The sequence below is a fragment of the Paenibacillus sp. FSL P2-0089 genome, from assembly GCF_038595095.1.
Classification (GTDB): Bacteria; Bacillota; Bacilli; order Paenibacillales; family Paenibacillaceae; genus Paenibacillus_AQ; species Paenibacillus_AQ silagei.
Window position 1 is genome coordinate 201062 of sequence record NZ_CP152006.1, and the last position, 25771, is coordinate 226832.

A 25771-nucleotide genomic window follows, 5' to 3' on the forward strand; every position below is an offset into this window, starting at 1 on the left:
TACGGGAATGGCACGTTATTTTAATGGTAAGGAAGTAGAGTTACTGGCACCTGCGGGAACCTTCGAGATCTTCAAGGCTGTTATTGAATCGAAGTGTGACGCGGTGTATTTCGGCGGTCCGGTGCTGAACATGAGAATGATGCGCAAGGGCTACAACTTGAGTCATGAAGAGATTATCGAAGCCCTGAATATCGCTCATAGTATGGACAAAAAAGTATATATCACGGTCAACAATCTGTTCAGCGAAGAGGATGTGGAAGAGGCCAGAGCGTACCTTAGCTTCCTGGACACGGCCCGACCGGACGCGCTGATCGTGCAGGATATGGCGGTGCTGGAATTGATCCGCGAGATGGGGCTGAATCTGCCGGTTCACGCATCCGTCATGATGAATGTGCATAATCTGGAGATGATCCACGCGCTGAAGGAGCTGGGCGTCAGCCGGGTGGTTACCTCGCGGGAGATGGATCTGCAGACTGCGAAGCTGCTGGGACGCCAGAGCGGTATGGAGCTGGAGTATTTCATCCATGGCGATATGTGCTCTGTCCACGGGGCGAACTGTTATTTCAGCTCCCAGGTGTTCGGGATGAGCAGTAACCGGGGCAAATGCATGAAGCCTTGCCGCTGGGATTACCGGATCAAACGTGACGGCTATGTCTTCCCTGCGGAATATCCGCTGGCGGTGAAGGATATGTTCATGTATGAGCATCTTCCGGAGCTGATTGAATCGGGCATTACTTCCTTCAAAATCGAAGGCCGTATGCGCGATAAAGACTTCATGGTGATGCTGTCCAACAGCTATGGCGATGCGATTGACCGTTATATCGATGATCCGCTGGGCTTCGACCGGACCCAGGATTCCAAAGAGCTGTATAACAACCGTAAGCGTGATTTCTCCACGGCGTATGCTTTTGGCAGACCGGGACTGTCGAATATCAACCGCCGTTATGAGGGAACAGGCAAGTTCTACAGTACCGGCAAAGTGTTCAGTACGCCGACTGCCGAGCGTGAGCTATCTGCAGAGCGGGTGACTGAACTGCGGGCACGAATGGCTGAAGACAGACGCAGTACCCTTATCAAGCCTGAGCTGGCAGTGCGTGTGAATAATATGGAGCAGGCGCGTCTCGTACTGGAGATGGGAGTAGACAGCTTGTATCTGCCGGGCGATGTGTTTGAGCCGGACCGTCCTTTTACGAAGCAGGATATTAAGGATCTTGGAGCGGTAAAAGGCCATACCAAGCTATATCTGGGTCTGCCGCGGATGATGAACGAGCTGCATTTCGACCAATATGATCATCTGCTGAACGGGGAACGGCTGCCGATTGACGGCCTGATCATTACGAACCTGGGAGCGATCCGCCGCTACCGTGGCACCGGTTACCCGATGATGGGCGATGCCAATCTGAATGTATACAACCATCTGTCAGCCGGACTGTATGCCGGACTGGGCCTGACGAAGCTGACCGTTTCGCCGGAGATGACGCTGGAGCATTTCGCCTCCTTCACCTCGCACAGTGACTTGCCGCTGGAGGTTGTGGTTCACGGAACGCCTGCTCTGATGTATATGGAGCATGATCTGTTCGAGAATACAGAGGTGATGGAGCCGATTGGGGAGGAAGACAACCAGTATGTCCGCAATGAAGTGCTGGTGCTCAAGACCGACAAGGGCGAGAACCCGGTCTACCGTGACCAATATGGCCGCTGCCATCTGCTGTTCGCTAAGGAGCTATGTTATCTCCCGATGCTGGGTGAAATGAACGGCCTGGGAATTACAAGCTTCCGGATTGAAGGTGCGACATACAGCATAGAGGAGCTGCGCGCCATTATTGCTGCTTATCAGGCTGCGATGGATGGGGCGAAGCCGGAGGAGGAACTGCTGGGCGGGCTGAAGCCGGTCTATGCGGGATACACCCTCGGTTCACTGCAATTCAACTAATGTTAATAATTCAATTTTAAAATAACGCCGAGGAGAGTATAATAGGGCATATGGCGCAATTATAAGTACCTTTTTTCACAAACTAGTCATCTTGAATTATCAGCAGTTGAAAGTGAGGGATTTACATGGAACAGAGCGTCATCATTGGAAGAGAAGCGGTAGCTGCCAAAAGAAAGCAGTATTTCTACCCGTGCACCGCACATTTTTACCGGGATGCCCCGCAATTGGTGCGCGGAAGCATGCAGTATGTCTACGATGAGAACGGCAAGGAATACACCGACTTCTTCGCAGGAGTCTCAGTGGTTGCCTGCGGCCACTGTAATCCGGCTATTACTTCCCGTACGATAGCACAGCTTCAGCAATTGCAGCACACTTCGCCGATCTACCTGACCCAGCCGAATGTAGATTTGGCGGAACGCCTGGAAGAAGTGCTGCCGGGCGCGCTGCGCCGGACATTCTTCGTCAACAGTGGCTCGGAGGCGAATGAAGGGGCGCTGCTGCTGGCGCGGATGCATACCGGCCGCAAAGGCTTCATCGCCCTGGAAGCTGGCCTGCATGGCCGGACCAACCTCACCATGAGTGTGACCGGGCTGCAAATGTGGAGAACCGATGCCTACCTGGATGAGGATGTTACGTTCATTAAACGCCCGTATCATCCGGAATTGACGCTGGAGGAAGCGGCGGCGCAGTCGATCAAGAATCTGAAGGAGGTACTCGCTGCCCAAGGAGACACCATTGCCGCCATGATCGTGGAGCCGATTCAAGGGAACGGCGGGATCGTCATGCCTGCGCTGTCCTATTTCCGTGAGGTGAAGGCGCTGCTTGAGCAGTACGGTGTACTGCTGATTGACGACGAAATCCAGACCGGCTACGGCCGGAGCGGAGCTATGTTTGCAATGGAGCATTTCGGCGTCGTGCCGGACATTATCAGCATGGCCAAGGCGCTGGGGAACGGAGTGCCCATCGCTGCCTTTTCCACAACAGATGAGATTGCGGCATCGCTGAACAAGCCTTCCGCCTCGACGTTCGGAGGGAATCCGGTCTCAGCGGCTACGGCGCTGGCGGTGCTGGACTACATCCGTGATGAGCGGCTGGCGGAACGTGCGTCTGTGCTCGGCGGACAGCTGAAGCAAGGCTTGCTTGCTCTCCAGGAGCGTTACCCTGCGTTGATTACCGACGTACGGGGCAGCGGACTTATGCTGGGGGCCGAGCTGGCCGGTTCGGAGACTGAGGATGCCGCTGCGGTGACAGACTATGTGCTGGAGGAGCTGAAGGACCGCGGATACCTGATCGGCAAAAACGGTATAGGCCGCAACGTCCTCGCCTTCCAGCCGCCGCTTGTGGTCACTTCCGGTAATATCGATGCCCTGCTGGATGCACTCCATGAAGTGCTGCAAGCGATCCACTGAGAAAGAGGCCTAACAATATGGTTATCATTAATGCTTTTAAACATACGGCGCTTAAAATGAAAATGTTCAGCGAGCTGGTGATGTTCTCGCATACGCTGTTCTCACTGCCTTTTGCCATCATCTCGATGGTCTGGGCGGCGGGAGGCTGGCCTTCCGGCCATATGATGTTATGGGGACTAATCGCGCTGATTGGGGCACGCAACGGGGCGAATGCGTTCAATCGTCTGGTAGACCGCACCTTCGACGGCAATAATCCGCGAACCGCCCACCGGCATCTGCCGCAGCGTCTGCTCGCAGAGAAGGAAGTCATTCTGTTCATTATCATCAATTATGCCCTGTTCATTGTGGCCTCCGGGATGCTGAACCTGCTCTGCCTGGTGCTGTCCCCGGTAGCTATTGTACTGATCTCATCCTACTCTTATACGAAGCGGTTCACCTTCCTGAGCCATCTGTATCTGGGCTTCGTGATTGCTTCGGCCCCGATTGGCGCCTGGTTTGCGGTTACCGGGAATATCGCGTTCACGCCATTCGTGATCGGAACCGTGGTGATGCTCTGGATTGCCGGGTTTGATATCATCTACGGGACTCAGGACATTGAGTTCGACCGGAAGAACGGCTTATGGTCCATACCGAGCTTCTTCGGCCTGGAGAACGCGCTGCGGATCTCCAAAGGGCTGCATTTCATTATGGTTATGCTGCTGCTGTTCCTGTACGTCTGGCGTGATCTCGGCTGGATGTATCTGGTGGGCATCGGCATCGCTACGGTGCTGCTCATGACGGAGCACAAGATCATCAAGCCTGCTAACCGCAAGCTGATGAAGGTGGCTTCTTATAATTTGAATCAGGTGATCAGTATGGTGATCTTGCTGTGTACGCTGATTGATTATTTTTACGTTAATTAGGTTGGGGGGGGAAGGAGGTTGGGATGCTGCACTGCGCGGAATGTTTGGACTTCCGGTCGCTGTTATATTTGGATTTCCTGATTAGAACCGCTGGCCGAGGTAGAAATCCAAATATAAAGGCGGACGCTACCGCTCCTCCAGTTCCAAAATTCCTCTCCGTTCCGTCCTAACCTCCCCCAGGCAGGATTAACTTCAAAAAGACAACAGGCCTACCCAGAGGGGGGAGGCAGAAAAAGCGCGAATAAGCTTAGAGCTTCGCGCTTTTCTTCTTTTTGGGCGGCAAACAACCCCGAACCCCAACCCCCAATAGCCAAAGCTCCCTGCTAAACTCACTCACGTACGCTCCGCTGCGTTCGCTATTTAGCGGATAGGTGAGATGTGGGCGGTTAAGTGTATTTCGTACAACTAAAAGACATCCAAAAAGCTAATTTCGTATGATACATGTATTCTGTACAACTAAAATAATGAAAAGTAGCTTTTGAGGGCATTCCAGCCTAAATAGGTGTACAGAGTGCAATTAAAGCACCTGCCAGCTCATTAGAGGGGACTTTAGTTGTACAAAATACAATTAGCGCGGCGAAGTGTGATAAAAAACAAAAAAACGAGCCTTACTCAGGCTCGTTTACTTAATATGTGTTAATACATATAGTGTGAAGGGTGGAGCGTACAGTATGAACTAATAAAGCAGCGTGGAGCTTGCAGCATCATAATACAGCTGAGCTACGTAAGCATTGTACGAAAGCTTACAGATGCTAACCGATTGCAACAGCCTTGGCCAGGTATTCTCTGCTGACGGCCACAATGCGTTAGAGCATCGCTGGCTATAACCCATTCAGTCCGGAGCTCAGCGGTCACGCCCAGCGAAGTACTGCAGCAGGGTTTCCAGATCGGCATGCGCCGGGAAGCTGGAGAGCTGCTCCACAATCGCAGCAGCCCGGGCCAGATAGTCCTGGCTGACGGCCTCTGAGCGGGTTAGGGCATCACTGCCCCTTACCAGCTCCAGGACTTGTTCGATGTCGGCGGGAGATGAGCCAGGGCCTATTCTGCGGATGACAGGGGCAAGCTCGGCATCCTCTAAGGCAAAGAGCACCGGAAGGGTAACCTGGCCGTGGCGGAGATCGCTGCCGGCCGGCTTGCCTAGTACATCCGCCGATTGCGTGAAGTCCAGGATATCATCCTGGATCTGGAACGACATCCCCAGCGCTTCGCCGAAATCATAGAGGAGCTGGGCTGTCTCTGTGCTGCTCTCCGCCGACAGTGCGCCTACCCGCAGGCAGGTGGCCATTAGCAGCGCGGTTTTGTTACGGGATTTCTCCAGATATTGCTCCAGCGTAAGATCATAATCGAAGGCATGCTCTAATTGCTGATATTCGCCAAGACACAATTGGGAGGTGGCGACAGAGGACAGATCGTGAACGTAACGGTCCTTATCCCCGGTGTACTTGCTGAGCAGTTCAATGATGCGGGCAGACATATAATTACCGATATGAACAGCGGATAGAATGCCTGTCTTGATATGAAGCGCAGGCTCGCCCCGCCGCAGCTCGGCGTTATCAATAATATCGTCATGAATCAGTGAGGCCACATGGATAAATTCAGCCGCAGCGGATAATTGCAGAGTTCGGCGTCCGGCAGGTCTCAGGCCAAACCGGCTGCCGACAATAACCATCAGCGGGCGGAGGCGTTTACCGCCGGAGCCTGTTAATTCGAGAATGCTCTGCGCCAGCTGCGACTTTTTGGGAACATCCTTATCATGGGTGACCAGATTCTTAATTTCACGGTTAATTTCATTCAGATCAATATTCAAGGCTTCATGCAGCTTCATCGTTCATGTTCCCACCTGTCAAATGGCTTTACTGGTACGGCTTCGTTGTCTGCGCTCCTGAATGAGGAATTCATCCAACTCCCGGGCCGGATTGTGTTCGGTGAACTCTCCATTTGAACGTGCGATCTGCATTTTTTTGATGGAAGGGGCCATGTAGGCAACCAGATCCAGCTCCCGGCATTTCACTGCAAACTGCAGATAGAAGCTGTACAGGTAATCTCCATCCAAAATGTTACGGGTCAGGTCAGGATGATGTGGGACACATTCCATATGGCGCTGTGCTGCCACGGTAAGAATGGTATAAATACCTAGCAAATGGGTTTTGCGGTCATATTCCAGATCATGGCGTTCCAGTACCGAGAGCATTTGCTCACATTCTGCCGGAGAGAGAGACAACTGAATTCCGGCGATCTTAGACATCTCAGCCTGAAGCAACCGGAATGTATCTTGGGCGATTTTTTGGTTCACAAGCTTCTCTCCTTCATGTCGGTTTTGCTGGATAGAACCGAATCCCTGATTATCCCTACAAAACCATTTTGTTGAAAACGAACATATAAATGTACTTTCACCTCGTTAAACAAGGAGAGTAATGTGTCCTAGGGACACATTACTCTTAAGAATATCCTATTCAGCTTGCAGCAGCGCAGCTTGTGCATACGCTGCTGTTATAAATGGATGTAGTTCTTAACCACCGGTTACCCGGTTCATCAGTCGGTATACAGATACCAGCGCCGGACCAGAGGTATTCTCTTCCACTGCTTCTTGAGCCAAGGAAGAACATAGTAATCCAGGCTGAACACGGTGCCGGAACCGCCGATGCAGGCAATCGCTGCCCCAACATACCAGAGCATTTCTGTTGCTGCCATCTTGGTGGTCCAGATCATAACCGCCATACCTATCGTAGCTATAGCAGAGATAGCTGTGAACAGACCGACGATCAGCATTACACCGAAGACGATCTCGGCACAGACCATACCGATTTGGAACCATTTGGCCAGGAAGGTGTAAGAACCATCCGGGTTATAGAACATGAGATCCATGAACCAGTTAGAGATATCATAAATGAAGCCTGGAACCGGAAGAGCCGATACAGCTTCTTTGGCAGTGGATACTGCGGAAGCGGCAGATTGGGCATCTACGGTAGTTTTGACTGCATCCACAGCCTGACTTGCTGCCGATGTGGCGTCTGCATAAGGAGCCGCAGGAATCAGGAAAATCTTATTCGGATCAACCCAGATCTTGCGGATCTTCTCTATACCTTCATATAACCACATTCCCCCAAGGAGCATACGGAGCGGAACGAGCCAGAAGTTCGGCGAGCGCTTGGAGAAGTAACCGCCAACGAAGCTCTTGCGGTTCTCAACATGGAAGAACTCGTGCATCATGTAAGTCCAGACCTTATTGAAGCCTACAACCTGTGACAGATAGAACATATTGATGAAATGTTTGGACAACATAGCCATGAAGCCGGTCAGCATGAAGAACTTGCCCGGAAGACCAACGTTCGCTACACCGTAGCGGCTGCCGATCGAAACCATGGTGCCGTGGAAGCCTGGTTTGTATGCTTTTTTAGGCGTACCCTTGATATCGGCAGTGATATTGCCTGCGATAACCGGAGCCGCTTGTTCAGCATTCTCAACCATTTGCGGAACTGGACGTTCTTCGCCTTCAGGGATGAAGAAGATGTTATCCCCTACAACGTATACGTTCTTATGGTCAACACTTTCAAGGTGTTCATTGGTAACAATACGTTTGCGGCCTTGCTGCTGAACATCAAGGTTGCCGACAATTTCGGAGCCTTCAACACCGGCTGTCCAGACAATTGTCTGTGCATCCACGATGTTCTTCTCGCCGAGGGCAACAGAGCCTGCGCCTACTTCGGTGATTTTGGCGCCTGTAACAATTTCTACCTTCAGCTTGCGCAGACGGGCTTCGGCTTTCTGGATCAGCTTATCCGGCAGGATAGGCAGGATCTTCGGAGCCATATCAGCCACGATTAATCTCACTTCGGAAGGATCGATGAAGAATTCTCTGCAGAGCTCATCGCGCTGCTCGGCCATTTCACCTACAAGCTCAACGCCGGTAAAGCCGGCACCGATAATTACGAAGGTCAGCATAGCGCGGCGTGTAGCCGGGTTCTTTTCCTTCGCAGCTTTGGTGTACATGTCGCGGATTTGACGCTTCAAGGCAACTGCATCATCATAGGACCAGAAGGAGAAGGTGTTCTCTTCTGCTCCGGGGATTCCGAAGAAGGTTGGCTTGCTTCCTGTGCCGATGACCAGATAATCATAAGCATAAGTGGCTTTGTCGGACTTCAGCTTCTTGTTCTTGAAATCAATGTTGCTGATTTCGTCCAGAACAACATCTACCTTCAGGCCGGCAAAGATTTTCTTCAAGTCAATTTTGATCGAATCCTCAGGTGCGCGATTCGCAGAAACCTCATGCAGCTCAGTCAAAAGAGTGTGGTATGGATTTCGGTCGATCAGTTTGATTTCTACATCTTTGTCGTTCTTAAATTTCTTTGCCAGTTTCTTAGCCGTGAGTACGCCGCCGTAGCCGCCGCCCAAAATGACTATTTTCTTCAAGAGAAACTCACCTCATTCATCTGATTAGCTGCAAAAGGGTAGCGAATAATTATTTCGCGCCTTCGAGTGCTTTTTGTGCAAGTGTGAAATATTCACCAACGTGGATGGATACGCCGGAGATTGCATCTGTTTTACCTTCAGCATCCAGGGTAGGAGCTACGCCTTTGTTCTCAAGGAAGTATTTCTCGGCAAGGGCGATTTCTTCATGCCATTCAGCAGCAGCGCCGCCGGCTTTCATGCCGTATTTGCCATCTACAGAATATTGTTTCTTATCGTCGCCTGCAGCATTCACACCGCTGAAATTAACAGCTACAACGTTGCCGTTAGCAACAGAGAGAGCTACTGTGGACTTCCAGCCGGATTTAGCATCCATTTCACCTTCAGCAGTATATCCGCCATCTTTGTATGGGCCTGCTTGTGCAGGGCCGGCAGCAAGTGCAGCCTGAGCCGCGCCAACGAAATCACTAACGTGTACGGATACACCGGAGATTGCATCTGTTTTGCCTTCAGCATTTACAGTGAGAGCAGCAGGATCTTGTTTTTCAATCAGGTAAGCTTCAGCAAGAGCAGCCTGTTCATGCCATTCGGACTTCGCTCCGCCGATTTTTACCAGGCCGTAGTTGCCGTCTTCAGATACTTTTTTCTTCAAATCGCCCGCTTTTTTAACATTGAAAGCATTCCAGTCAGCTTTGGTGATTTTGCCGCCTTCTACAGTCAGTTGTGTAAAGGTCTGCCAGCCAGTCTCTGGATCGGCATCCACCGTACCGTAGTAGGTTCCGTCCTGGTACTTGCCTGTTTCGGCTGCAGGTGCAGTAGTTGCTTCAGTTGCAGCAGTAGCAGTTGCCACAGGTGCTGTTGTTGCAGCAGCGTTCTCTGCTTTGTTGCTGTTGCCACAACCTGCGAGTAAAGTACCCAATACCAGAGCGCTCGACAAGATTACAGAAGCTTTTTTCATTTTGATATGACCTCCAAGAAAATAGTTTAAAATATATATATTAAAATGTAAAACATTTTAATAGCGGTGGAAGTGATAAAAATCACTTTATAAATGATAAATGTCACTTTCATCTCGGTCTTAAGTCCCTTTTTGTAGCAGGCATACGACATATATCGGCAGGCAATAAGAAAAAATTTAATCATATCGTTTCTTGTTCGATGGCATTTTAGCACAAGCTATGGAACTATCATGTGAAAATAATCACTTAAATCATAAATAAATTTACTTCTGAAGTATATCAAATTTTAAGATAGTTGAATAGCTTTTTAAAAAGACTTTTATGTGACAAAAGTTGAGTTGTTTTGCATGGTTTCAAGCAATTGTAGGTGCAGCCCCTGCACAGCCTGGCGATTCAGCCAAAAGTCATGGGGGTAATAGTTCACAAGCAATTATAAGCTTTCGCCAGACATTAAATAGACAACTAAGGAGATGAGCTTGTAGTGGATAACAATGTGATCAAAGGTAAATGGCTGCAGATTAAAGGTGAAGCCAAGAAGCAATGGGGCAAGCTGACAGATGACGACCTGGATATCATCGATGGTGAAAAAGACAAGCTGGTAGGCAAGCTGCAGGAGCGTTACGGCCATTCCAAGGATGAAGCCGAAGCGGAGTACCATAAATGGGAGTCCTCCCACCGCAGCTAATCAGAAGGATAATTTATAGCGTAAAACATATAAAATCTTATATTTCAAGGAAAGAGCGCAAATCGTATCTGATTTGCGCTTTTTTGCTGTCCCCGGGACATTCCGCAGCTATCACTCTCATACATATACATATGCAATAGCTCTCACGCTTCATGTTTTTCATTCCTCCAGTATGATACTATAAATATTATTGTGAACTTATTTTCGCTGCAGGAGTGAAGCCATGGAATATGTCAAAATCTTTTTTGTGAATACAGCTTTACTAATCACTCTGTCGTATCTGGCGAATCTAATATACAAGTACACTGTAACCCACGCATCCGAGCCTGTAAAAAGAGTAAGCTGGGTGCTGCTTGCGGTCTTTGCAGGGTGGATCAGCACCTTTTTCGGCTACAGACTGCATGAGCATGTCATTTTTGACCTGCGGTATGTACCGCTGATCATCTCTACACTGGCTTACCCCCAGCCCTTGGTCCTGATTATCATCGGAATCGCAACCGGGCTTACGCGCCTGACCTTTGGAGTAAACGAGGCAGCGCTGGTAGGCGTGCTGAATCTGACTATCCTGGGCTTTGTCTGTGCCGCGCTAAGCGTACAGATGAAGCGTTCGTCTTCATCGGTGATGTATAAGGGAATTGCTACTATTCTGGTAGTCAATGTAGTGAATGTGCTGAATATTGCCGTATTTGGGGTCATTCCCACACATGATTACATAACGAAGATTCTGCCGGTTACCTTTCCCGCAGGCCTTGTCCTCAGTGCGTTGTTCGCGCTGATTATCCGCGATTTTCATCTGGACCTGATGCGTACAGGACAGATCATTAGAGCGAATAAGCTGTTGTCCGAGCAGACGGAGGAGCTGCATAAGAATAAAATTGTGCTCGAGGAAAGAGCCAAGCAGCTCATGCTAGCCTCACAGTTCAAATCGGAGTTCCTGGCGAACATGTCCCATGAACTAAGAACCCCGCTGAACAGCATTATCAACCTGTCCCAGATGATTGAAGAAGGCGGTGAGTCCCTGAGTGCGGAGGAGCTTGCTGAATATGGGGGGATCATTCACCGCTCCGGGGAGGATCTCCTGTCGCTCATCAATGATATTCTCGATCTGTCCAAGGTGGAGGCAGGGAAGCTGGATATTATTATAGAGGATTTAAATACCAGCGAGGTCCCTGATCTGCTCGTCCAGCAGTTCGGCGTCTTAGCCAGACAGAAGCAGCTCACCTTCAGTGTCTCCCTGGACGAAGGGGTGCCTGCGGTAATCTACACGGACCCCCAGCGGGTGCAGCAGATTCTGCGCAATCTGCTCTCGAATGCGTTCAAGTTCACGATGACTGGCGGGGTCACTATGAATATCCGTGTAGTGGAACGTCAGGAGGGGGCTGCTGCACAGAAATGGATTGCCTTTGAGGTGCAGGATACCGGAATTGGCATTCCCCCGGAGAAGCATGATCTGATCTTCGAGGCCTTTGAACAGGCGGATATCAATGTCAGCCGCAAGTATGGCGGTACGGGGCTGGGCCTGTCTATCAGCAATGATCTGGCCAGGCTCCTGGGCGGCTTCATTACCCTGCATAGCCGCGAAGGCCAGGGCAGTATATTCTCCTTATATTTACCACTGCATTCAGACGCGTCCGTATAATCCCCGCAGCTCCAACTTTATTTGTGATTTCGGTGTATTGACAGGAACCTGGTGCTGAGTAGAATGAAGCAAAAGCCGCATCAAAGGAGAGTCAACACCCCATGAACATCATGAGAAGCCGGCCGCTGCGGAACCGTTCCAAGGATTTGCGCAAGGCCTCCGTACACCGCAAGAATCTGCAGATCGCTACCTTTGAGGGGATACCATCCACCATATTCCAGGTGCTGCTGCAAGGCCAATTTCTTACAGGATTTTTGTTATACCTGGGTGCCAGCTCCAGTCAGATCGGATTTGTCCTCGCGCTTACTACGCTGGTGAACGTCGCACAGATCGGTGTGGCTTTCCTGATTCAGAGGCTGCCGAGCCGCAAGTGGGCGCTCGTGACTTTTATTGGCTTACACCGGCTGTTGTGGGGATCTACGGGCCTGGTTCCGTTTATTTTTCCGCAAGAGCACTGGGTTACTGCCTTCATCGTACTATATACCATTGCCTTTATTGCCAACACTGCCGGCGGTGTGCTCTGGAATTCGGTCATCAGTGACCTGGTGCCTGCAAGGGTCCGGGGCCGGTATTTCGGTATTCGCAATACGTTCCTTAATGCGCTGGGAAGCCTGGTGATGTACGGAGGCGGTATTATTCTTGACCGTTATCCGGGCGGACACGGATTCCTTATCCTGTATATTGTAGTGTGGATTTTCTCGATCTCGAATATTGTGGTGTTCTTCTTCTACCCGGATGTGCCGTTTGAGAAATCGGAAGAGAAGGACTTCCTGCCGATGCTCAGGAAGCCGCTTCAGGACAAGATGTTCATGAAATCCACGCTGTTCCTGTCTGCTTGGCTGCTGCTGCAGAACCTGACCGTGCCGCTGTATTCCTATGTCATGCTGCAGCTGCTGAATATCAATTATGAGAAGCTGTCCCTGCTGAATGTCGCGCAGACGGTCTTCATGATGGCCAGCTTCTATGTATGGGGCAATCTGAACGCCAGGCACAGCAACAAGAAGCTGCTGCTGTGGACGCTGCCGATTATCGCGGTCTCTTCCCTGATCTGGGGACTCTTGTCTGTGCTGCCGATGCTTCCGGTATTATTTGCGGCCCATATTGTGTTCGGCGTGGGTGTGGGAGGCTTCAACCAGCTCGCCTTCAACTTCATTATTGGCGATACGCCGAAGCGCGAACGGCCGATGTATATGGCGATGTATGCGGCGCTTACCGGTCTGGCGGCCTTCTTCGGCCCACTGCTGGGCGGCCGTATCTATGAATGGATTAAGGAATGGCCCCAGTGGATGCAGATCTACGGCATGCAGTTAGTGGTAGGCGTGCTGATGATTCTGCTGGCACTGCTGCTGGGCCGCCGTATTCTGCGGGATGAATAAGGAGGAATAGAAGGAGGCTATTTCGGTGACAAGAATTGCACTGGTACTGGGAGCTACAGGGCTGGTCGGCAGTGCGCTGACCCGGGACCTGCTGGGCGGGAATTGGGACGAGGTCCGTGTACTGGTCCGCCGTCCGCTTGCGCTTGAGCATCCGAAGCTGAGACAGATTCAAGTGGATTGGGACCGGCTTGAGCAATACAGCGAGCAATTCGCCGGTGTATATGCAGTATTCTGCTGCCTGGGAACGACGATTAAGCAGGCGGGCTCGCAGGAGCAGTTCGAACGGGTGGACCTGGAATATCCGCTTGCGGCTGCGGCCCTGGCCAAAGAGCATAATGTGAAGCAGTTCCTGGCCGTGTCCTCTATGGGAGCCAGCGCCAAATCGCGCACCTTCTATAGCCGGATCAAGGGGCGGACGGAGGAGGGCCTGATTGCTGCCGGATTCCACGGCCTGCATCTGTTCCGGCCTTCTCTGCTCCTTGGGGACCGGGCAGAATTCAGGCTGGGTGAACGCGCCGCAGCTGTGGTTATGAAGGCGCTGGATTTCGCGATGGTCGGCAAGGCTGCGAAGTTCCGGGCCATTCCGGCTGCAACGGTAGCGCGGGCGATGATGAACATTGCCCTGGCCGATACAGGCGGCGTTCATATCTACACCAATGAGGTTATTCATGTGATTGGCAAGCATTAGCTGGGCAGCAGGGTTTGCAAACCGCAGACCCCAGGACTTACAATAAACTTACGATTAGAATGTACATAGCGGTCTACAGGCCGCGTACAGCATGCAGGAGGCGTTCACTATGACCAAAAAACAAGTAGCTACAAAGAAAGCTCCAGGAGCGATCGGCCCTTACAGCCAGGCCATTGTTGCCGGCAACTGGGTCTACACTTCAGGCCAGCTGGGAATGGACCCGGAGACGGCGGAACTGCCGGGCAGTGTGCAGGAGCAGGCACGCCAGTCGCTTAACAATGTGAAGGCCATCCTGGAAGAGGCCGGAGCATCAATGGATCAGGTGGTGAAGACAACCGTGTATCTGAAGGATATGAATGATTTCGCGGCGGTTAACGAGGTGTACAGCACCTTCTTCACCGAGCCTTACCCGGCCCGCAGTGCCGTTGAAGTAGCCCGTCTGCCGAAGGACGCGCTGGTCGAGATCGAAGCGGTAGCACGCAAGAAATAACCCAGGCCGGTTACAACCGGTAAGGGTATGGTACAACGAAATCCCCCGCACGTGAATCAGGCGTGCGGGGGATTTTGCGTGCATATATAAGCATATCTACATAGATTGAACTTGAATCAAAACTTCTCTGGAGTCACGGCTAATCCCAAAATAGAAAACCATTAGTTCAATTTATTTAGTATCTGCTGCGGGAACGGCGCGGAGTCAGCAGCAGCCAGATACTGTAGAGCAAGAGAAGGCCTGCTGCAATCAGGCCGGTGAAATACACCTCATTCGTGTCCTTATGCTCGATAGCAATGGCGATATAGGCCCAGACGAAGACGAGCGGATAGATGCTGTCCCGGTACGGGAAGCTTACCAGCACAGCGAGCACAGCACCGACGCAGAGCATGATGACGGCCCAGAACGGGCCGCTGAGTCCGAAGCCTCCCCAGTCGTTCTTCACCAGCACAACGCTGACATTGACGATGGTGGCTACCGAGATCCAGCTGAGGTAGAGGCTGAACGGCAGCTTCACGAGCCATTTCTCGCCTGTCGTGGGATCTGCGATGAAGCGGGTTTTGCGGTAAATGACGATCAGGGAGAGCAGCAGAAGCACCATCGCCACCAGCGACAGCTCAATGTACAGGTAATGCCAGAGGAGCAGCCAGCCCATATTGAAGAGACAGCTGAGCATGAACCAAATCCCGATCCGCTGGACGGAATCCCTGCCCCCGGTATCGCTGCGGAACTGATAAATAATGAATCCGGCCAGCAGCAGATAGATCAGGGACCAGATGGAAAAAGCATATCCGGCCGGTGTGAGGTACGTATGATACCTGTCCGAGATTTCGGCGGTGCTGTTCCCGCCAAGCGGCAGGACGACCGAAAGGGTATTGACGGCAATGACGCCGAGGAAGAGCAGTAAATTCCCCCACTTATAAGGATTAGTTCTAGTCATATGACCACTCCCTAACTTGTTTGATAACTACGTTTTGACCTTGGCCTATATAGAATATACCCGCTGTGGCGGCAATTAAGACTAATCCGGCAAAAAAAATGACCAATTGGTCATAAGAATCGCGGATAGTATTCCTTAGGCCCGGGGTAATATGTAGTCAAGAAGTAGATCAGCAAGCAGCGAAGGGAGAGAAGATTCATGGAGAGCAGTGAGGCGATACGCCCCGAGAAGATGGGGCCGATGGTGATGAAGGAGACCTGGAACACGCCGGGCAGCGTGGTGTCCTGGGAACGCTCCGAGAATATCTACATCGTCCGGGGGGAATGCGCCGGGATGGCTTTTATCTTCCTGAGCGATGATATGTTCCGGATGAAGGTCTTCCATAGCAAGGTACCGGACCTGACCACCTCGGAGGCTGTGCTGAAGGAGTGCTGTATTCCGCATCTGTTTCCGGTAGAGGAGACGGAGGAGCAGCTCATTTTTTCTACAGGCGCTATCCGGCTAATTATTGAGAAGGCCTCGTTTCTGCTCCGTGTGGAGAATACATCCGGAAAAGTGATCATGCAGCAGAATCTGGCGAGCTGGAACCCGCGCGGCGCAAGCCATGCGGAATATGATATGCAGCCGGACTCGCATTTCTACGGACTGGGTGAGAAATCAAGCTTCCTGGACAAACGCGGGGAGCGTTATACGAACTGGAACACCGATGTGTTCGCCCCTCATCTGCCGGAGATTGAAGCGCTCTATGAGTCGATACCGCTCATTATCCACATGCACGGTGACCTCTCCTACGGGCTGTTTCTGGATAATACGGGCCGGAGTGATTTTGACATGCGCTCGCACGGCGTTGCTTTTACCATTGGCTGTTCTACGGGAGCTTACGATATCTATTTCATTAATGGGCCCGAGATGAAGGATGTCGTCCGAAGATACACCACGCTCACCGGCCGGATCGCACTTCCGCCTAAGTGGGCGCTCGGTTATCACCAGTCCCGCTACAGTTACATGAATCAGCAGGAGGTGCTGCAGCTGGCCAAGACCTTCCGTGAGAAGAATATCCCATGCGATGTGATCTATCTGGATATCCACTATATGGACGAGTACCGCGTATTCACCTTCGACCCTGTCAACTTCCCTGATCCGCAGAAAATGATCTCGGAGCTTGCGGAGCTGGGTGTGCGCATTGTCCCGATTGTAGATCCCGGCGTCAAAAAAGACCCCAAATACGAGGTGTATAAGCAAGGGGTGCTGGAGAAGCATTTCTGCCGCCGCCTGGAGGGCGATATTTTCTTCGGTGAGGTGTGGCCGGGGATCAGTGCCTTTCCTGATTTCAGCGACAGCCGGACCGCCGAGTGGTGGGGAGATTTGCACAAATACTACACAGAGCTTGGCATTCAGGGCATCTGGAACGATATGAACGAGCCTGCGGTCTTCAATGAGACCAAGACGATGGATCTTGATGTGATGCATTTCAACAACGGGCGGCCGGTGACGCATGAGGAATACCATAACCTGTACGGGATGATGATGTCCAAAGCGACCTATGAAGGGCTGGCCGAGCATATGGGGGGTGAGCGTCCCTTTGTGCTGACCCGTGCGGGGTATGCGGGCATCCAGCGCTATGCAGCCGTATGGACCGGCGATAACCGCAGCTTCTGGGAGCACATGGCGATGGCGATGCCGATGGTGCTCAACATGGGGCTGTCCGGGCTGGCCTTCTCGGGGCCGGATATCGGCGGGTTCGCCCATCATACGTCGGCGCAGCTGCTGGTGCGGTGGACGCAGATGGGCGTCTTTTTCCCATACTGCCGCAATCACTCCTCCATCGGGACGCTGCGCCAGGAGCCGTGGTCCTTTGGGGAAGAGGTGGAAGGGATTCTGCGTGAATTCATCGGACTGAGGTACCGCTGGATGCCGCATTTGTATAATCTTTTTCATGAGGCGGAGAAGAGTGGTCTGCCTGTCATCCGTCCGCTGGTGCTTGAATATCCGCGTGATCCGCATGTCAGTAACCTGTGTGACCAGTTCCTGCTGGGTGAAAATGTGCTGATTGCCCCGGTCTACCGCCCGGATACGGATCACCGCTCTGTCTATCTGCCGGAAGGCCGCTGGCTGGATTATTGGGACGGAGAGATTCACGAAGGCGGACGGCATATTCTTGCGGCTGCACCGCTGCACATCATGCCGATGTATGTGAAGGCCGGCAGCTTCGTGGCTGAAGGCCCGCTGAGACAGTATGCGCTGGAGGACACGGAGGAGAAGATCATCTTCCACCTCTACGGGGCGGAAGCGGCTGCGGGCTTCTCTTCGTCCTTCAAGCTGTATGAGGATGACGGCCACAGCTTCAGCTACCGCAAGGGGCAGTGTACGGAGCTTGCCGTGCAGGCCGAAGGCGGGGAAGGTCTGCTTGCACTGAAGTGGGCGTATGCGGTGCATGATTATAAGCCGCGCCGGGAGACGCTCCGCTTCGCGCTCTGCTATCCGTTCTTCACTGTCGCTGCGGTGGAGGGACTGGCAGAGATTAGCCTGGAGCAGCTGAATGAGGGGGCGCTGGGCTGGGCCCGGAACGGCAAGAACGGCGCGATCATCGTTCAGGTAGCGGATGCTGCCGGGGGCGGGGAGCTGCGGATTCTGGCAGGTACGGATTAGAGGGCAGGTAGATGTAGCCCGTCAGATTTTGGTAGTCCAGCACGAGTTGCTGCACAGGATTTCAGGACCGGCTAGCCTGGAGAGGGCGGGCCGGTTCTTTCTGCTGCAACGCTATCTGGACAGTAATCGCCTGATCTGAACAACAATCTGCTGAAAATCACAGAAAATGTGCAGAAAAGTTTTTAAATATAGGCTTTTTCGTATAAGATGAAGGGATGAAGAAAAAGTTGCAGCAGACAACGTAACAGGAAGGCTGTACGGCTAGAGCTATTGCTGCCGGTGCAGCTTCATAATATATTTCTCGCGCAGCAGGAGGCAGTCTTCCGGATTGGAAGGGCTGCTCTTGCTGTTTGCTCACAAGAATGGAGATTAACCAACAATGATTAAGCATCTGTATGCAATATGGTTAGGGGACGTATTATTCTGCTTCTCGGGCGAAACCTCCGAGCCGAAGGTGGACGCATGGACACGCGTGATCAAACGGCTGGAGCTCCGCAGCGGCTGGCGTCCTTTTGCGGGTGCTGCACTGCGGCTGGCGGAAGTGAAGTATCCTGCGGCCGCCGCCGTGGAGGGCAAACCGGCGCGGCGCGGACTGCCCGGACGCACGCTGGAAGGGCTGGCGCTGTCGCCGAAGGATGCCTTCGAGCTGCTGCTGGCTTGGGATGAGCAGGCGAGCCGTGCCCAGGGCATTGAACCCGGGGGGGAGCTGCGCTACTGGTCGGCAGCCGCCCGCTTCGCGCTGGAGCTGATGGGCAAGGGCGGGATTGTGCCCGGCGCCCAGCCGCCGCGCAAGATCGGTTCGCGGCGGCGCGGCGGCGAACAGGCCGCTGCCGTATGCTGGTCACCGGCGTTCCGGGAAGAGGCGGATAAGGAGTTCTTCCTGCAGATGGCGGCTTCCATGCCGGTGCTTGCACTTGGCACACACGTAGCTGAGGAAGGCGACCTGTCCTCGCGGGAGGAAGCGGGCGGGTATGTGCTGTATTCCTTCCTGCAGGCGGTCATGACCGCCGAGATCAAGAATGTGGTTGCCGCCCATGAGAGCGTGCTGTCGCCGTATAAGGCCAATTACCGCCGCGGCTATTCTCCGCTGACGGAGCTGTGGTGGAACAGTCTGCTCACGGGCAGCCGGGATATCCCCGTGCAGGGGACTCCGGCTGAGGTAACGGAGCTGCTGGCAGTGGTGAACGAGACGGCGGGCCATGAGGTGCCGCATTTCGAGACCGAGGAGGCCCGCAGCGGACAGCTAAGCCTGGGCCTGCGGCTGGAGCCTCCGGCGGAGGAGAGCGAGCTGTGGCAGCTGACCTTCTGGGCGGAGAGCCGGGAGGAGGGGGAATTCTGGATTCCGGCGGAAGCGGTGTGGAGCAGCCGGGAGCGGGAATTCACCCTATGGGGCAAGCGTTACCGCAATATTCAGCAGCAGCTTCTGGCTGCGCTGGGACGGGCGGCGAAGAGTTCGCCGGACATCCGGCGCTCGCTGGCTGAACCGGCCCCGCGCGGGATTGAGCTGCCGCCGGAGCGGCTGTATTTCTTCCTGAAGGAGAGCGTGCAGCAGCTGCGGGAACGGGGAATTACCGTGCAGATGCCTTCGCGCTGGAGCCGGGAGGGACGGCGGCGGATCGGCATGAGAATGAAGATGCAGCCCCCGGCGGGTGCAGCGGATGGCCCGGTGCAGTCTGCGCTGGGTATGGAAGAGCTGATCTCTTTCCGTATTGAAGCCTCTCTGGGAGATTCAGACATCACAGAGGAGGAACTGAATGCCCTGGTGGAAGCAGGCGTGCCATTTGTGCGCTTCCGGGGAGAATGGATTGAAGTGGACCCGAAGGAAGTTCGTCAGGTCCTGAGATATATTAAGCGTGGTGAGAGCGGAGAGATGACCGCAGCCGACTGGATGCGCCTGGAGGCTGAAGATGGTGAAGAGCGGCTGTGGAAGGGAATGTCGGTTACCGGCATGGAGACCTCTGGCCTGTTGGCCTCCCTCATGCACGGCGATGTGCTGCGCGGGATGCCGCTGCGTCCGGTGCCGGAGGATCTGAACGGAACGCTACGGCCATATCAGGAGCGGGGTTATCAGTGGCTTACGGCACTCAGCAATCTCGGCTTCGGCGTCTGCCTGGCTGATGACATGGGCCTCGGCAAAACCGTGCAGGTCATCACCTGCCTGCTCGACCGGGCGCTGAATGCCCCGCCGGGCGAGAAGCAGGAGCCTGTGCTGATCCTCTGCCCGACTTCGCTGCTGGGCAACTGGCAGCGGGAATTGCAGCGCTTCGCCCCTTCGCTTAGCTTGCATATTCACCATGGAGGGCGGCGGGTGCGCGGTGAAGGATTCAGGGAACTGGCGGCCAGCCATGAGATTGTGCTAACTACCTACCATCTGGCGGGCCGGGACAGCGAGGATCTGGCCGGGGTGCGCTGGTCCACGGTTGTGCTGGATGAAGCGCAATACATCAAGAATCACCGCACCAAGCAGGCGCAGAGCGTCATGAAGCTGAGCGCGCCGCACCGGATCGCAATGACCGGGACTCCGGTGGAGAACCGGCTGGGCGAGCTGTGGTCGATTTTTCATTTTCTCAACCCAGGTTATCTGGGGACGTATCATTCCTTCCGCCAGCGTTATGTGTCGGGAGAGGGCGGCGAACGGCTGCGTGAGCTGCACCGGCTGGTCTCGCCCTTCCTGCTGCGGCGTCTCAAGAGTGACCCGGATATCTCGAAGGATCTGCCGGAGAAGCTTGAGCTGAAGTCCTATTGTCCGCTTACGGAGACCCAGGCCGCGCTGTATCAGGGGGTTGTGGATGAGATGCTAGGCGTCATCGGCGAGCGTTCGGGCATGGCCCGGCGGGGACTGGTGCTGTCTTCCCTGACCAAGCTGAAGCAGATCTGCGATCATCCCCAGCTGTTCCGCAAGGACGAGGGGCGGAGCCTGCGAAGTGAGCCTTCGGGCAAAATGGACGTCATGTTCGAGTTGCTCGACAGCATCTCTGAGCTTGGCGAATCGGCGCTGATCTTCACCCAGTATGTAGCGATGGGCGAACTGCTGGTCAGCCGGCTGGCCAGACGATACGGGCAGACGCCGCTGTTCCTGCATGGCGGCATCTCGAAGCGTGAGCGCGACGAGATGGTGCATGCTTTTCAAGAGGGGGACGGTCCGGCCTTCTTCGTTCTGTCGCTTAAGGCGGGAGGCGTAGGCCTCAATCTGACACGGGCGAATCATGTGCTGCACTATGACCGCTGGTGGAACCCGGCTGTAGAGAATCAGGCGACGGACCGCGCCTTCCGGATTGGACAACATAAGAATGTACAGGTGCATAAGCTGATCTGCCAGGGAACGCTGGAGGAGCGGATCGACGAGCTGATTGAACGCAAAAAAAGCCTGTCCGAGCAGGTCGTCGGCTCCGGCGAGAACTGGTTGACCGAGATGTCTAACCATGAGCTCAAAGAGCTGATTGAACTCCAGGGACAGGACTGGATGTAAACAGGGCAATACATTGTAAGGCAGAAGGAGGCAACATCTATGAATGAGCTGCTGGAGCTGCGGCTGGAGGTGCTGCCCGGGGTCATTAAGGCCATCGGGAGTGTGGGGCCTGCTGCTGAAGGAGCAGACAGACGCAGCAGCAAAGCCGGAGCAGAGATAGAGAAGCAAGGGGAACAGGGCCAGCGGGCGGAGCCGGTGCGGCAAGGAGAGCAAGCGGAGAAAAAGCAGCTGGTGCAGGGAGAGCGGGTGGAGAATAAGCAACTGGTGCAGCAAGGGCAAAAAGAGCGGGTGGAAGCAGTGCCGCAGGTACGGCAAGGACAGCAGGCGCCACTACCGCAGGCGCAGAGGGAGGCTGTTACTCTGCGTATTCCGCAGTGGACACCCGCCAGGAAGAATGAAGTGCTGCATCAGCTCGCTGCGCATCCGGGCGAATTGTATGATCTGCTGCAAGGCAGCCTGAATGGCGGGCTTGCTGCACTGGAGCTGCTGCCTGTAGATGACGAGCTGAGGCTGGCTGCAGAGGAACAGGGCACGGGTCTGTTGCCTGCTGAGGAGCTGGTGCAGCGGGTCCGGCAGCAGCTGACCCAGGAGCCGCTGCTTGCGTTCGCCCTGCGCGGACTGTCCAAGGAAGAGCTGCTCTCCGGCGTATTCGCCTTGTGGGCGGAGCAGGAGAACGAGCGGAGCGCTGAAGAAGACGCGCCTGCGGCTGTGTCGCTCGCGTCCGAGCTGGCCCGGCTGGAGCGCAAGGGTCCGGCCGTATCCTCTGGAGAGTGGCTGGCTGAGGCAGCGGCTGAAGGCTCTCTACACCAGCCGGGGCCGCTGTTTCACGAGATATCCTCACGTCCGTTTCCGGCTATGCCTGAGGTAATGGAGCCGGAGGAGGATTGGAGCGCACTCCTGCCACAGACACCCAAGGCGCGTGAAGGGCTTGCGCTGCTGATGCGCCGGGTCTCGGAAGCTGCTGCGAAGCGCGCGGCGGGCTTGAATAAGCTGTAGCTGCGCGGGTTCGTGAGATGGGGCTTGAGTAAGCTCCGGGTTGCATGGATAGGTGTGGTGGGAATGAATGAGCTATAGGCTAAATTGTTTATGCGGCGACTGAAACTGCTCTTTAAGTAATGTAGAGGGTAAACTAGGCCAACTGGTGGAAATGAATCGGATGCCGGGCTCGAATGTAAGAGTTGTTTTACCAAGTAACATTAGTTTTGAGAGCAGTGCGCCGGGTAGGTTGCGAGGTGGCTGCACGGGAATAAAGTGGATAAATCCCTCTGGATCAGCCAGAAGTCGGCGTGCGGACATTTTGCTACTATTCAGCAGGCGGGAATGAGGGGCAGAAGTGCCCCTGAATTGGCTCAAACCGTGCGGTAGGCGGGAATGAGGAGCAGAAGTGCCCCTGAAATGGCCCAAACCGTGCGGTAGGCGGGAATGAGGAGCAGAAGTGCCCCTGAATTGGCCCAAACGGGGCGGTAGGCGGGAATGAGGGGCAGAAGTGCCCCTGAATTGGCCCAAACCGTGCGGTAGGCCGGAATGAGGGGCAGAAGTGCCCCTGAATTGACCCAACCTGGGCGGGGAGTGGGAATGAGGGGCAGAAGAAGTGGCAGAAGAGCACCTCACTTCCGTCCTGATCGCCAGAAAGAAGTGAGCAAAACAAAAGAGGAGCACACAAGTGCCCCTCTAGTAGCCGGATAACGACCTGGCTGCAGCCATTTTACCCTAAGATTATGTCTGCTTGGTTATGTTATTCACTTATACTACGGCAACAAGCGCAATTAAGACTCGTTGCCGCCGCTGCCTTCTGACAGCTCCAGGATCTCCCGGCGCAGGCGGAGCATCTTCTGGTCCAGCTCATCGGCAGCACGGGCGGCTTCCTTCAGCTCCTCGGCCACATGGGAGGGCAGCTGTTTGTCGAATTTATAGTAGAGAATATGCTCCATGCTGGCCCAGAAATCCATGGCTAACGTACGCAGCTGCATTTCTGCCTTCACCCAGCGGGTGCCATCAAGCAGTACCAGCGGTATAGCCACGATAAGGTGCAGGCTCTGGTAGCCGTTCGGCTTCGGGTGAGCAATATAATCCTTAATCTCAAGCACACGGATATCCTCGCGGGCGCACAGGTGGTCCACCAGCCGGTAGATATCCTTCACGAAGGCGCAGACAATCCGCATCCCCGCAATATCATGGATGTGCTGTTCCATATTATCCAGGTTAAGCTCATAGCCCTTACGCTGCATTTTTTGCACAATGCTCTTCGGTTCTTTGATCCGGCACTTCACATGCTCAATCGGGCTGAAGCCGTCACGCACCTGCCACTCGGTCCGGATGATATCGATTTTATTCTCAAGCTCATTCAGAGCATGACGGTACAGCGCCGGCAAAGCCTTGAAATTCTCAACCTGCTTGGCAAAATCCTCGTTAATCTGCCACTTCTGCATATCCTTCACATGGACCTGCAACTTGTTCAATGTTACTTGTGTACTATCATATTCTTCCACTGAAACTCTCCCGGTTTTCGTTATTTGTGACTGTAGACCATGAATGGATGACTACGGCAATCTTATACAGCGCTAGCTGCGGTTCTGATTCTATTTTAACCGATGTACAGCCCCGGAAGCAAAATAAAACCGTAACCCTGACCGAAGAGAAACATTCTTCCCTCCGGCGCGTATTAGCTCAGTATAGGCTTTAGGCCGTCCTTATGGCGCAGCTCCGTTCATTCTTATTTGTTGGTGGGAGAGCCTGTGCCGTAGCCTTCATCCTGATAGCCTGTATTCTCCAGCTTCTGCAGGACGTTCAAGCCTTCGATCTGAAGGCGGGTCTCGTCAGTGCCATGGTCGTGCAGATACTGGAACAGGCGGATGGTGGTGTCATCGAACTGCTCCGCGGCATCATCATGATCGGCTGACTTGTAGGGAACCAGAGCACGCCGGAAGGCGTAGTCATCCCCGCTGGCCAGATCGGCCAGAAGATCCTGAAGCACAGTCAACCCGTCACTGGACAGCAGAACCTCGTACTCACTGGAGTCGCCTCTCTCTTCCTGAATCAGACCGTGATTCACAGAGACGAAATATCGGTTAAGGTTATCGTCAGGCACAATTCATCCCTCCATCATTCGATAATGTACGGGTACGCAGGAACGGATCCAGCAGAAGGCAATATGTATGATTGCTTCTTCCGCAGCATACTCATTCCAATAAGAACGCTAACCGCCTCTACTTGGTATTTACCACATGACGACAAATAATGAATCTGCCGTGGACTTTTGGTATGATAGAATCACGTTTCCGCTGCTGCGTGGGGCGGCAATCGGAATGTAAGGATATACGCGGCTGCGAATCAGCCTATTCTCACTCTGGAGAAGGAGGAACTACAATGAATTTACTGCAACGCATTAAAGACGGTGCCAGCCGGGTGAGTGAAAAAGCGCAAAGCTCGGTGGAAGTGAGCAAGCTGAATGGGCAGATTTCGGATATTGAGCATGAGATGCAGGTTGAATTTCTGAAAATGGGGAAGCTGTTCTATGAGGGATATCGTTCAAGGGATATGTCGGTGGCTGAAGGCCAGATGATCGAGCTTGCGCGGGGCTGTAACAAGCTGCAGGAGCAGATCGAGGACGTACGCTCAAGAATTGCCGAATTGAGAAATGAACGCTTGTGTGCCTGCGGTCAGATCGTAGGGCTGGATGCCAATTTCTGTCCGCATTGCGGACGTAAGCTGGAAGCACGCAAGCCGGAAGATAAGGAGATTTCACTGCGTAAAGAGCCGTCTTCGGCCGCCGCCGCTACCGCAGCACCGCCTGTGGTTACCGTACATACGGTGCTGGAGCATGAAGATGAGGAAGACCAGTACTACGGTGAGGAAGAGCTGACCGAAGCGGAACGGGAGCTGGCCAGAAGACCCGAAGCACGTGTGCAGTATGCGGAGGTGCTGCCTGAACTGGAAGAAGAGGCAGAGCTGGAGGATGCGGACCGGATGGCTTCAGGTTCTGACCGGAGCCGCCGGGAGGCAGATGAACTGGAACGGGAACGGGAGCGGCAACTGGAGCTGGACCGCCGGATCAGGGACTGGAAGGCAAGTGAGCCAGCCGAAGAGCGGGTAGCCGGAGACGCGGATACACGGGAGATTGTGAATTGCCAGATCTGCCGCGCCGATCTGCCGAAGGGCTCCATGTGGTGCCCGCGCTGCGGCTCGGAGCAAATATAGACAGTGTAGTACTGACAGCTTAGGGGGA

At 53.9% G+C, this 25771-nt stretch carries 19 protein-coding genes; 12 read left to right on the forward strand and 7 right to left on the reverse strand.

Annotated elements, in window-relative coordinates:
• The first annotated feature begins 7 nt into the window (after positions 1-7).
• From NST69_RS00840 to NST69_RS00850, 3 genes are all read left to right on the forward strand, one after another.
• On the forward strand, positions 8-1933 hold the full coding sequence (locus NST69_RS00840; protein WP_340978362.1) for a U32 family peptidase: 1926 nt from the start codon (positions 8-10) through the stop codon (positions 1931-1933).
• A 125-nt stretch (positions 1934-2058) separates the two neighbouring features.
• The gene (locus NST69_RS00845) at positions 2059-3342 is read left to right on the forward strand and encodes an aspartate aminotransferase family protein (RefSeq protein ID WP_342548230.1); all 1284 of its coding nucleotides are present in this window, start codon (positions 2059-2061) and stop codon (positions 3340-3342) included.
• Between the two features lie 17 nt (positions 3343-3359).
• A complete protein-coding gene (locus NST69_RS00850) occupies positions 3360-4244 on the forward strand; it encodes a UbiA-like polyprenyltransferase (RefSeq protein ID WP_051477771.1) in 885 nt (294 codons plus the stop codon).
• Between the two features lie 844 nt (positions 4245-5088).
• Here NST69_RS00850 and NST69_RS00855 read toward each other — a convergent pair.
• From NST69_RS00855 to NST69_RS00870, 4 genes are all read right to left on the reverse strand, one after another.
• Positions 5089-6069, reverse strand: coding sequence for a polyprenyl synthetase family protein (locus NST69_RS00855; protein WP_340978364.1), 981 nt, complete (start codon positions 6067-6069; stop codon positions 5089-5091).
• Positions 6070-6087: 18 nt separating this feature from the next.
• Positions 6088-6537, reverse strand: a complete 450-nt coding sequence (locus NST69_RS00860; RefSeq protein ID WP_036722118.1) for a hypothetical protein — start codon at positions 6535-6537, stop codon at positions 6088-6090.
• A gap of 239 nt (positions 6538-6776) precedes the next feature.
• Positions 6777-8654, reverse strand: coding sequence for an FAD-dependent oxidoreductase (locus NST69_RS00865; protein WP_036722120.1), 1878 nt, complete (start codon positions 8652-8654; stop codon positions 6777-6779).
• A 49-nt stretch (positions 8655-8703) separates the two neighbouring features.
• Positions 8704-9609, reverse strand: a complete 906-nt coding sequence (locus NST69_RS00870) for a hypothetical protein (RefSeq protein ID WP_036722123.1) — start codon at positions 9607-9609, stop codon at positions 8704-8706.
• Between the two features lie 482 nt (positions 9610-10091).
• On the opposite strand from NST69_RS00870, the gene NST69_RS00875 reads away from it, so the two are divergent.
• The 5 genes from NST69_RS00875 to NST69_RS00895 all read left to right on the forward strand — a co-directional run bounded on the left by NST69_RS00875 (position 10092) and on the right by NST69_RS00895 (position 14488).
• Complete coding sequence (locus NST69_RS00875) at positions 10092-10295, forward strand: CsbD family protein (RefSeq protein ID WP_036695255.1); 204 nt, start codon at positions 10092-10094, stop codon at positions 10293-10295.
• Between the two features lie 223 nt (positions 10296-10518).
• Complete coding sequence (locus tag NST69_RS00880) at positions 10519-11934, forward strand: ATP-binding protein (protein ID WP_036722127.1); 1416 nt, start codon at positions 10519-10521, stop codon at positions 11932-11934.
• Between the two features lie 101 nt (positions 11935-12035).
• Entirely contained in the window at positions 12036-13310 is a 1275-nt protein-coding gene (locus tag NST69_RS00885) for an MFS transporter (protein ID WP_036722129.1), read from the forward strand.
• Positions 13311-13335: 25 nt separating this feature from the next.
• Positions 13336-13998 (forward strand): oxidoreductase, encoded by a 663-nt coding sequence (locus NST69_RS00890; protein WP_339253239.1) that lies wholly within the window; start codon positions 13336-13338, stop codon positions 13996-13998.
• 109 nt (positions 13999-14107) lie between these two features.
• Positions 14108-14488 carry a RidA family protein gene (locus tag NST69_RS00895; protein WP_036722134.1) on the forward strand — a complete coding sequence of 127 codons (381 nt, stop codon included), beginning with the start codon at positions 14108-14110 and terminating at the stop codon, positions 14486-14488.
• Between the two features lie 175 nt (positions 14489-14663).
• Here the strand turns inward: NST69_RS00895 and NST69_RS00900 are convergent, their stop codons facing one another.
• Entirely contained in the window at positions 14664-15428 is a 765-nt protein-coding gene (locus NST69_RS00900) for a tryptophan-rich sensory protein (protein ID WP_340978365.1), read from the reverse strand.
• A gap of 198 nt (positions 15429-15626) precedes the next feature.
• Between NST69_RS00900 and NST69_RS00905 the strand changes: the two genes are divergently transcribed.
• The 3 genes from NST69_RS00905 to NST69_RS00915 all read left to right on the forward strand — a co-directional run bounded on the left by NST69_RS00905 (position 15627) and on the right by NST69_RS00915 (position 22542).
• The gene (locus NST69_RS00905) at positions 15627-18077 is read left to right on the forward strand and encodes a TIM-barrel domain-containing protein (protein WP_340978366.1); all 2451 of its coding nucleotides are present in this window, start codon (positions 15627-15629) and stop codon (positions 18075-18077) included.
• A gap of 379 nt (positions 18078-18456) precedes the next feature.
• Positions 18457-21546 carry a DEAD/DEAH box helicase gene (locus NST69_RS00910; protein ID WP_339253246.1) on the forward strand — a complete coding sequence of 1030 codons (3090 nt, stop codon included), beginning with the start codon at positions 18457-18459 and terminating at the stop codon, positions 21544-21546.
• 39 nt (positions 21547-21585) lie between these two features.
• Positions 21586-22542: a hypothetical protein gene (locus NST69_RS00915; RefSeq protein WP_342548231.1), complete on the forward strand. Its 957-nt coding sequence runs from the start codon at positions 21586-21588 to the stop codon at positions 22540-22542.
• Between the two features lie 770 nt (positions 22543-23312).
• Here NST69_RS00915 and NST69_RS00920 read toward each other — a convergent pair.
• On the reverse strand, positions 23313-23975 hold the full coding sequence (locus NST69_RS00920; protein ID WP_051477780.1) for a GTP pyrophosphokinase family protein: 663 nt from the start codon (positions 23973-23975) through the stop codon (positions 23313-23315).
• A gap of 284 nt (positions 23976-24259) precedes the next feature.
• Entirely contained in the window at positions 24260-24634 is a 375-nt protein-coding gene (locus NST69_RS00925) for a hypothetical protein (protein ID WP_036722142.1), read from the reverse strand.
• A gap of 278 nt (positions 24635-24912) precedes the next feature.
• On the opposite strand from NST69_RS00925, the gene NST69_RS00930 reads away from it, so the two are divergent.
• Positions 24913-25743: a zinc ribbon domain-containing protein gene (locus tag NST69_RS00930; RefSeq protein ID WP_036722144.1), complete on the forward strand. Its 831-nt coding sequence runs from the start codon at positions 24913-24915 to the stop codon at positions 25741-25743.
• Positions 25744-25771: the final 28 nt, after the last annotated feature.